Annotated in this window: 6 protein-coding genes; 4 read left to right on the forward strand and 2 right to left on the reverse strand. The window is 76.0% G+C overall.

The genetic code is table 11. The features are described from left to right. The first annotated feature begins 144 nt into the window (after positions 1 to 144). Entirely contained in the window at positions 145 to 1,317 is a 1,173-nt protein-coding gene (locus QUY26_RS08795) for an acyl-CoA dehydrogenase family protein (RefSeq protein WP_289944771.1), read from the forward strand. A gap of 181 nt (positions 1,318 to 1,498) precedes the next feature. On the opposite strand, the gene QUY26_RS08800 is transcribed toward QUY26_RS08795, so the two are convergent. Beyond that, positions 1,499 to 2,836, reverse strand: a complete 1,338-nt coding sequence (locus QUY26_RS08800) for a sugar ABC transporter permease (RefSeq protein WP_436840294.1) — start codon at positions 2,834 to 2,836, stop codon at positions 1,499 to 1,501. A 292-nt stretch (positions 2,837 to 3,128) separates the two neighbouring features. Further along, positions 3,129 to 4,256, reverse strand: coding sequence for an MFS transporter (locus QUY26_RS08805; RefSeq protein ID WP_436840295.1), 1,128 nt, complete (start codon positions 4,254 to 4,256; stop codon positions 3,129 to 3,131). Positions 4,257 to 4,756: 500 nt separating this feature from the next. Between QUY26_RS08805 and QUY26_RS08810 the strand changes: the two genes are divergently transcribed. The 3 genes from QUY26_RS08810 (at position 4,757) to QUY26_RS08820 (ending at position 9,000) form a co-directional block, all read left to right on the forward strand. Then, complete coding sequence (locus QUY26_RS08810) at positions 4,757 to 5,707, forward strand: hypothetical protein (protein WP_289944772.1); 951 nt, start codon at positions 4,757 to 4,759, stop codon at positions 5,705 to 5,707. Positions 5,708 to 6,030: 323 nt separating this feature from the next. Then, positions 6,031 to 6,744: a sigma-70 family RNA polymerase sigma factor gene (locus QUY26_RS08815; RefSeq protein WP_289944773.1), complete on the forward strand. Its 714-nt coding sequence runs from the start codon at positions 6,031 to 6,033 to the stop codon at positions 6,742 to 6,744. Between the two features lie 1,083 nt (positions 6,745 to 7,827). Next, on the forward strand, positions 7,828 to 9,000 hold the full coding sequence (locus tag QUY26_RS08820; protein WP_289944774.1) for a cytochrome P450: 1,173 nt from the start codon (positions 7,828 to 7,830) through the stop codon (positions 8,998 to 9,000). Positions 9,001 to 9,064 lie beyond the last annotated feature (64 nt).

Raw genomic sequence — 9,064 nt, forward strand, 5'->3', positions numbered from 1 at the left:
CCCGGTGAACCAGAGGAAGCGAGGGCCGCGGTGACAGCGGAAGACGTGCGAGACGTGCGAGACGTGTCAGATATGGCAGATGCGGCAGGTGTGGCAGATGCGATCTCAGGGCCCTGTGCGCGGAGTGGGGCCGAGGCGGGCGCGGTGTCCCCGGACGACGGCGCCGCGCCCCTGTCCGAGCGCGTCGCCGCCTTCGTACGCGAACACGTCGTGCCGTGCGAGGACACCCTGGACGCGGGCGGGCCGCCGGCCGACGCCGTGCTGCGGTCCCTGCGGGAGCGGGCCCGCAGGGCCGGACTGTGGGCGCTGCCGCTGCCCGCCGAACTCGGCGGTCAGGGGCTCGGCCTGGCCCAGTACGCGGCGTTCGCCGAAGCGGAGGGCGCCAGCGACCACGGGCCCGCCGCGCTCGGCTCCGCGCCGCTCCTCGATGTGGCGATGCTGCGCCGCCACGGCACCGCGCGGGTCCGCGAGGCGTATCTCACCCGGCTCGTCTCGGGCGAACTCCGCGCCTGTTACGCGATGACGGAGCCCGACGTGCCCGGCACCGACCCCTTCCTCACCGGCACCCGCGCCGACCTCCTGCCGGACGGCGGCTGGCGCCTGACCGGCCGCAAGTGGTTCACGTCCGGGGCGGCGGGCGCGGACCTCGTCGCCGTCCTCGCCCGCACGGACGGCGCGCCGCCGGACCGCGCCGGCCTGTCGCTGTTCCTCGTGCCCACGGCGTCGCCCGGCTTCCGTGTCGTCCGCGAGCTGCCCGTGCTCGGGGCGGGCGGCCAGTGGGAGATCGAGCTCGACGGCGTACGGGTGCCGGGTGACCACCTCGTCGGGGCGCGCGGCGCCGCTCTCGCCGTCGCGGGCGAGCGGCTCCAGCTCGGCCGTACGCTGCGGTGTCTGCGCTGGCTCGGGCAGGCGCAGCGGGCGTTCGACCTGATGGCCGCGCGTGCCGTCGCCCGGACGGGTTCCCGTGGGGCCCTCGCCTCCCACCAGCTCGTCCAGCGCCACGTCTTCGAGTCGCTCCTCGCGCTGCGGACCACGCGGCCGCTGGTGCACGAGGCGGTGGCGCGGCTCGTCGCCGAGGAGGACGCGCACGTCGAGGTGGGCCTCGCCAAGGTCGCCGCGGCGCGCACGCTGCAGCAGGTCGTGGACGCGGCGGTGCAGGTGCACGGCGCGGCCGGGCTCGGCCCCGACACCGCGCTGCCCGCGCTCCTGCGCTCGGGCCGCGCGGCGCGGATCCTCGACGGCCCTGACGAGCTGCACATCACTTCGGTGGCGCGGCGCGTGCTGAGTGGGTACGGGCCTCTGGCAGGAGGCCGCTGAGGACGGCGGGCTCTGGCCGGGGGCCGGTGGAGCACGGCGGGGTCTGGCCGGGGGCCCGTTGGGCGCGGCGGGCTCTGGCCAGAGGCCCGTGGAGCACGGCGGGCTCTGGCCAGGGGCCCGTGGAGCACGGCGGGCACTGGCCAGAGGCCCGTGGAGCGTGGGTGCGCCCCCGGCCCGCGCTTCACGCTTCGCGTGGATCCACCAGGCCCGTCAGCGCGGCGAGGCCGAGGGCCAGGAAGAAGTCGCCCCAGATCAGCTCGTGTTGGACGGCGGTGCCCGTCGCCGCGTCGTGGCAGCCGTGGAGGAGCATTCCGGGTGGGGGGTCGGTGCCGGCGGCGGGGTCGGGGGCGGTCGCGGAGTCAGTACCGGTGGCCGGGTCGGGGACGGTCGCGGAGTCCGTGCCCGTGGCCGAGTCGGTGGCGGTCGCGGATTCCGTGCCGCTCAGGTGCGCCGTGACCAGGCGGTGCAGGACCGCCTCCGCTCGGCGGGCGCAGGCCTCTTGGCCGGGCAGGGTGGCGAGTTTGAGGAGGGCGACGGCGGTGATGGCAGCGGCGGAGGTGTCGGGCGGGCCGTCGGGGTGGGATGTGTCGGCGGGTGGGATCAGAGGGGCCGCCGGGGGTGGTGTGTGCGTGGGGGCGGCGGGGTGCGCCCCGTCCGCGCGTGCGGCCGGGCGGGCCGTCTCCGCGAGTGGCGCGGCGCCCGCCTCGGCTTCGGCCTCGTCCTCGATCTCCGCCGGTGCGGGCACCGGTGCCCCCAGCGACCCGGCCGTCGCGTGCAGGTGGTCGGGACACCCCGTCGCTCCGCCGGGCCGCGTCAGCGCGTCCGCTGCGGCGAGCAGCAGCCAGGCCCGGCCGCGGCTCCAGCCGGGGGCAGGTTCGGGGAGGGGGTGCCAGCCCGTGGCGGGGTCGTGACGCCAGGCGGGGGCGAGGGGGCCGCCGTCCCCGACGCACAGCTCCAAGTGGCGGCGTAGGTGCGATGCCGCCGCCTCCCTCCCTCGCGGCCCCGCCGAGGCGAGGAGCGGGACGAGCCCCGGCGCCCCGTCGGCGCGGGCGAGGAGGCGGGGGCCGCCGAAGGCCGCGCCCCAGGGGACCAGGCCGAGTTCGGGGTCGAAGGCGGCGAGGCAGGCGCGGGCCGCGCGGGTGCGGAGGGCGGCGGCGGGCTCCGACGCGGTGGCGAGGGCGGTGCCGTACCAGAGGATCAGGCCGCGGGTCGCGGTGTCGGCGTCGGCCCAGTCGGCGAGGCGCGCCGTGCACTCCTCGGCGGCGGCCCGGTCGGCCGGGGCGCCCGTGGACCGCGCCCGCAGCCACAGCAGTCCGGCCCAGAAGCCGCCCGTCCAGGAGCCCCGCCGGGTCGTGGTCCACGTGCCGGTGTCGGGGTCGGCGGACAGCGGGAAGCGGGGGCCGACCTCGGCGAGGGTCACGGCGACCCGGCCGAGCACGGCCTGCAGGGCACTCTCGGCCCACCCGTCGGTCACCCCGCCCGACCCGTCATGCATCCGCTCCCCCGTCACGCGTCCCACTCCCCCGTCCTCTGCATCCGGCCCCCACTCCGCTCCACCCATCCCGCACTTCAACCGCTCCTCCGCACACCGCTCCACGGCCGAGCACACCCCCTCACTCGCCCGATCCCGCCGCGTCCGCCCCACCCACCCTGCACCTCAACCACTCCTCCACACTCCGCTCCACCGCTCGACCGCTTCACCCCCAACGCCCCTCACCCATCCGCACCCCGCCCATCCGCACCCCGCCCCCCCAGGAGCACCCCGGCGCAGCTGAGCCCTCCGCCCCGCCACCGACCCCGTTTCCCGGTCCTCACGCATCCCGCCCCTCCCCCGCGCCCACGCCGCGCCCCCGTTCCCGTACCGCCCACGCCAGTGCCACCGCGCTCGCCGCCGCGAACTCCGCCGTCACCAGGGTCCAGCCCCAGCCGTAGTGGCCGGCGGAGGCCAGGAGGCCGAAGAGGGGCGGGCCGAGGGCGAAGCCCGCGAAGAAGCCCGCCGAGACCAGGGCGGAGTCCTGGCCCGCCCGGCCCGCTGCCGCGCGCTGCATGACCAGGACCATCGACACCGCGTTGGCCGACACCGCGAACGCCCCCACCGCCACCGCGCCCGGCCACACCAGCGCGCCCAGCGCCGCCGCCCCGGCCAGGAGCAGCGCCGCGCCGACCGCGCCCGCCGCGAGCAGGCCCGGCAGCCACTCCGCGCGGCCGGGCGTCGCCGCCTTGGACCAGGCGATACGGCCCACGACCCCGGCCACCCCGAGCACCGCGACCAGCGCCCCGGCAGCGCCGGGCCCCAGGTCGAGGCGGTGCGCCCCGTACAGCGCCAGGTAGGTGTTGACGGAGGCGATGCCGCAGCCCAGCAGGAGCGAGAAGCCCGCGAGCCAGGCGATGGTGCCGCGCGGCACGAGGGACGCCGGGGGCGCGCCGGTCCTGGCGGGCGCGTCCTGCGGCAACGTGCGCAGCGCCCACACCGCCGTCACCACCGCCGCGCCCGCCGCCGTCCACACCGCGCCCCGCCAGCCGAGCCACCCCGCGAGGGCCGCGAGCGGCAGGCCCGCGGCGAACGCGCCCAGTTGGACGCCCGACTGCTTCATGCCGGTCACCGCGCCCCGGCGTGCCGGTTCCACGGTCGCCAGGATCGCCTTGTTCGTCGCCGGGTTCGCGAGCGCCTGCGGCAGCCCGCCGAGCGCCACCGCAGCGAGCAGGAAACCCGCACCGGGCGCCGCCCCGATCAGCGCGAGCGCCACCGCCGAGAGCAGGAGCAGCGCCGCGAGGGCGCGGCGCGGGCCCACCCGGTCCACGATCCGGCCGCCCGCGGGGGACAGCACGGCCGCCGTGCCGAAGCCGATCGTCGTGGTCAGGCCGAGCACCGTGGGCGAGATGTCCAACTCGTCCACCAGGCGCGGGCCGAGCGCTCCCAGGAGGAAGAGCTGGAGCATGGAGAACGCCATCGCGCAGGTGAGGAGGGCGGTGGGAAGCGGACGCGCCGCGAGCGGGCCTGGCGCCGGGGCCTTGGGGGCAGGGGTGCCCGCCTGCGCTTCGGCGCCTTCCGGTCGCGCGTACGAGGGAAGCCGCGGCTCGGCCCCGCGCCCCGACGGCCCCGGGTCGCGCCCGCGCCCCTCCTGCTCCCGCCCGTCCCCGGCCCGCTCCGTCCCCACTCAGCCGCCCCCAGGAAGTCTCGTACAGCCGGACACATCAACTGAGTTCGCGCCGTGTCCCGCCGCGCGCTCCCGGAGTCCGGGCGCGTCGTGGCCCGACGCGCCGCCGCAGGAGTCGGATCCGCCCGCAGCCGGGTTCCCCGGCGTCCTCGTGACCCCGGCCACACCCCAGCGCCGCCCTGGCCGAAATCCGTGCGGCGCCCGGCCTCGGCACGCCTCCCGGCGGAACATTCCGGACCCGCCCGTTGCCGCCGCGAGGCGGATGCAAAGATGAGGCCGCCATGACTGGGGGCCGAAGCTGTCACGCGGTACGGGCTGCGGTGTTCGCGGCCGCCTGTGTGCTGCTCGCGGCCACGGGCCACGCCCTGATGTCGTCGTCGGCGCCGCTGCCCTGGTGGGCACTGCCCGGCGCGGGCGGTGCCACGTTCGCGGGCGCCTGGCTCCTCGCCGGGCGCGAACGCGGCGTCCTCGCCGTCACCTCCGCGTCCGTCGTGGCCCAGGCCGCGCTGCACACCTGGTTCTCGCTGGCACAGGCGATGACCCAGTCCGCGGCGGGCGGCGGCGCCTCGATCGCCCAGCAGTGGGCGCGCCATCTGCTGTGCGGGGCGGGCGGCACGGGGATGCTGCCGGAGGCGGACGCGGTGCGTGCCGTCACCGACGCGGGCCTCGCCGACCGGCTGCACGGGCCGCCGCCGGGGCACACGACCCGGCACTCCATGGGCATGCAGGAGACCGTCGACCCGGGGGCCTCGGGGCTCTCCGGCTCGGGCGGCCCCCACGCCTCCATGGGGCACGGCGTCTCCGGGACGCACGACCCATCGGCTGCCCTGGCGGGTTCCGGCTCGGGCTCCGGTTCCGGCATGACCGATGTGACCGACACGACTGGCATGGCTGACATGACAGGCATGCCGGGGATGTCAGGAATGCCGGGGACGCACTCCGGGCACGACATGGGCGGCATGTCGCCGCTCGGCATGCTCGCCGCGCACCTCCTGGCCGCGCTCCTGTGCGGCCTGTGGCTCGCGTACGGCGAGCGCGCCGCGTTCCGCGTCGGCCGCGCCGTCGCGGGCTGGCTCGTCGCCCCGCTGCGGCTCGCCCTGCGCCTGCCGCAACCCCCGCACCGGCCGAGGCTGCGCCCGCGCCGTGACTTCGGCGCCCGGCGCGCGCGGCGCCTCCTTCTCGTCCACGCCATCACGTCCAGGGGTCCGCCCCTCGGGATCGCTGTCGTCTGACAGCTGGTTTCTCCCGACCCGCCACGGCACCGCACGGCGCTCGCACGGCATCCGCTCGGCACAAGTACGGCTTCACTCGCACACCCGGCTCGGCGCCCCACGGCCCCGCGCCCGCGCCGCCGTACCCGCCGTCGGGCCGCGTACCGCCCTCGCGCGTACCGCCACGTCACGCCGCACCGCGGCACGCGGCGGCACGCACGCCCCGAGCAGGTCGGGCACCGGCCCGCGCCGCTCTCGCGCCGCCGGGTCGAACGACACCTCACCGGCCTCGCCCCGCGCGCGGCCGGATCCCGAAATCCCGGACTCCCAAAGGACTTCAGGCGATGACTCCTGCCCTGACGGCACCCCCTGCCCAGACTGCGAAAGCCGCCACCGCGGCGGCACCGGCTCACACACCGGTCCCGGCACCAGGACCAGCGGTACGGGAATCCGCACCCGCGGCCGCCGCCCGTCCCGGCCCCACCGCGCCCACCCACCCCCGGACCCGCCGCACCGACGCCGCCGACGAACCCGTCACGCGGCTCGCCCTCGCCGCGCGGGACGGCGACCCCGAGGCCGTCGAGCGTTTCGTGCGGGCGCTGCACCGGGACGTCCTGCGCTACGTCGCCCACCTCAGCGCCGACCCGCAGGCCGCCGACGACCTCGCGCAGGACACGTTCCTGCGGGCGCTCGGCAGTCTGCACCGGTTCGAGGGGCGCTCCTCGGCGCGTACCTGGCTGCTCTCGATCGCGCGGCGCACCGTCGTCGACAGCCTGCGGCACGCGGCCGCCCGGCCCCGGCTCTCGGACCGCGACGACTGGCAGGCCGCGGCGGAGCAGGCGCAGCCGCGCGGGCTTCCCGGTTTCGACGACGGCATCGCGCTGGCCGAACTGCTCGACGGCATACCGGCCGAGCGGCGCGAGGCGTTCGTCCTCACCCAGCTCCTCCAGCAGCCGTACGCGGAGGCGGCCGCCGCCATCGGCTGCCCCGTCGGCACGGTCCGCTCCCGGGTGGCCCGGGCGCGGGCCACCCTCATCGAGGCCCTCGCCGCGGCCTGACGGAGGAACCCGGCCGAAGGCCCGACAAGGCCCGACAAGGCCCGACGGAACAGCCGCACCACTGAAGGGGGTCGCTGCCGCGCTCGCGGCGGCGGCCCCCTCCGTCCTGCCACGGCCTCGGGTCGGTGCGGCCCGCCTCCCGCAGGCCGCCTCCCGCAGCCCGCCTCCCGCGGCTCGACAAGGAACCGTTAAATGAATATGACGGAGTTCACTGCCGCACCGGTTCCCGGCTGTGGCACCATGCGCGGAGCCTCGGCAGTCGACTTCCCGGCGAACTCCAGGTGTTCTTCGGCGGCGTACCGGAGTACGCAACGAAGAACAGCCGAAGCGCGGTCCGTTATGAATGTGTCAAAGATTTCCCGACGGCCGCTCATACGGAATTCGAGATTCGCCGAAGAGCGAGTACGAGCGGGTCGCGCGTGTCAAGTTCGGCCCGTCAGGGCCCTTGAGCGCGGGCCCGGCGGCCCCGTACCCGAGGGCCGCCGACCCGGTCCGTCCCGTTGACAGGACAGCCGCGAGGCCACCGGCGGCGGTGGCGTGCGGACCTGTCGTCAACTACCCCCGTAGTCTCCAGTTTCCGGTTCACCGTTTCCCGGCCGGAGGGTATGTTCGAGCTCGGCCAGAAAGCCGGAAATCCAGGAGTGGGCGCGGCAGCAGCCCTCCTTTCCGAGGAGGGAATGGAGAAGGATTCCCGGGGCCGATCCAGGCTTGTGCACAGTGAATTCGAGGTGAAGGGGGGATATGGCCGTGTCCGCGACCGCGCGATCGCTTCATGTCCCGTCTGCCGGCTCCACCGGTTCTTTCGGTTCTCTCGACACCGGCCGCACGCCGGGGTGGCACACCACCGCCCCCGTGCCGCGTCACCCGCGACCGCTCGGCCCACCGGCCGTCCGCGGCGGGGGACCGCAAAGCCGTTGAGCACGCGTCACCGTCCCGCCCCCGCGGCGGGCTCCGTGCGTCCGGGGTTGCCGCGCGGGGCGTCCTGCTGGCGGCCGTGACACCACGACACCGTGACACCGCGACAAACGGAGCGCCGAATTCCGGCTGCCTGACAGCCGCCGACCAGGGGGAGGAAAGACACCCATGACGCAGTGCCCCTATCACCAGCTGGGCCCGCTGCCGGACTTCTTCGAGCCGGGGGAGCCCGGCGCCGACGACGTCACGCAGATGATCACGCCGACCGGCGACAAGATGTGGCTCGTGCGCGACTACGCGCTCAGCCGTCTCGTCCTCGCGGACAAACGGTTCAGCAGGACCGCCGCCGTGGCGCCGGGCGCTCCGACGTTCAACGACGCCCAGCCCGTGGCCGAGTCGATGATGAGCATGGACGGCGCCGAGCACGCCCGTCTGCGCAAGACCGTCATCGGCGCGTTCACCGCCCGCAAGATGGCCGCGATGGCCCCGGGCATCACCGAGCTGACCGACCGCTACCTGGACGCCCTGGAGGCGGCGGGCCCCGGCGCCGACTTCATGGAAGGCCTCGCCAACCCGCTGCCGCTCGACGTGCTGTGCCAGCTTCTCGGCATCCCGCTGACGGACAGCGCGAAGTTCCGCGACTGGGTCGAGGTGCTCTTCGACATCTCGGCCAGCTCCCCGCAGGAGAAGGGCCGCAAGCGCCTCGAACTCAGCGGCTACATGGCCGACCTGCTCGCCGCCAAGCGCCGCGAGCCCGAGAACGACCTGCTCTCCTCGCTGATCCAGGCGCAGGACCGGGGCGAGCTGACCCCGGGCGAACTGATCACCCTCGGCCTGACCCTGCTGATGGCGGGCTACGAGACGACGGTCGGCCAGATCGCCCTGTCCGCGAACGTGCTGCTCTCCGACCCGGCCGGCTACCGCGACCTGGTCGAGCACCCCGAGCGCGTGGACGCGGCGGTCGAGGAGCTGATGCGCCTCACCCCCACCACGCCCTTGAGCTTCTCGCGGGTGGCGACGGAGCCCGTGCGGCTCGGCAGCGTCCAGGTGCAGGCGGGCGACGCCCTGATGGTCTCGCTCCTGAACGGCAACCGCGACGCCAAGGTCTACCCCGAGCCGGACCTCCTTGAGCCCGAGGGCCGCGACGCGGTCCACCTCACGTTCGGCCACGGTCTGCACCGCTGCCTCGGCGCCCCGCTCGGCCGGATCCAGCTGCAGATCGTCTTCCGCCGCCTCGTCGAACGCTTCCCCGGACTGCGCTTCGCCGACGTCCCCGAGCCGGTGGTCTGGAAGGACGGCATGGGCACCCGCGGCCTCTCCCGACTGCTCGTCGCCTGGTAGTACGCCCCCGGTTCCCCTCCGGTCCCGCCCGTCGCCGTCCCCCGTCCCCCGCCCGCCGAGGCCG

This window comes from Streptomyces flavofungini (assembly GCF_030388665.1).
Taxonomy (GTDB): Bacteria; Actinomycetota; Actinomycetes; order Streptomycetales; family Streptomycetaceae; genus Streptomyces; species Streptomyces flavofungini_A.

What these genes read in the sequence shown, in the direction of transcription:
- QUY26_RS08810 (WP_289944772.1), top strand. Translation starts at nt 4,757, where the DNA reads ATGACTGGGGGCCGAAGCTGTCACGCGGTACGGGCTGCGGTGTTCGCG.
- QUY26_RS08815 (WP_289944773.1), top strand. Translation starts at nt 6,031, where the DNA reads ATGACTCCTGCCCTGACGGCACCCCCTGCCCAGACTGCGAAAGCCGCC.
- QUY26_RS08805 (WP_436840295.1), bottom strand. Translation starts at nt 4,256, where the DNA reads ATGCTCCAGCTCTTCCTCCTGGGAGCGCTCGGCCCGCGCCTGGTGGAC.
- QUY26_RS08820 (WP_289944774.1), top strand. Translation starts at nt 7,828, where the DNA reads ATGACGCAGTGCCCCTATCACCAGCTGGGCCCGCTGCCGGACTTCTTC.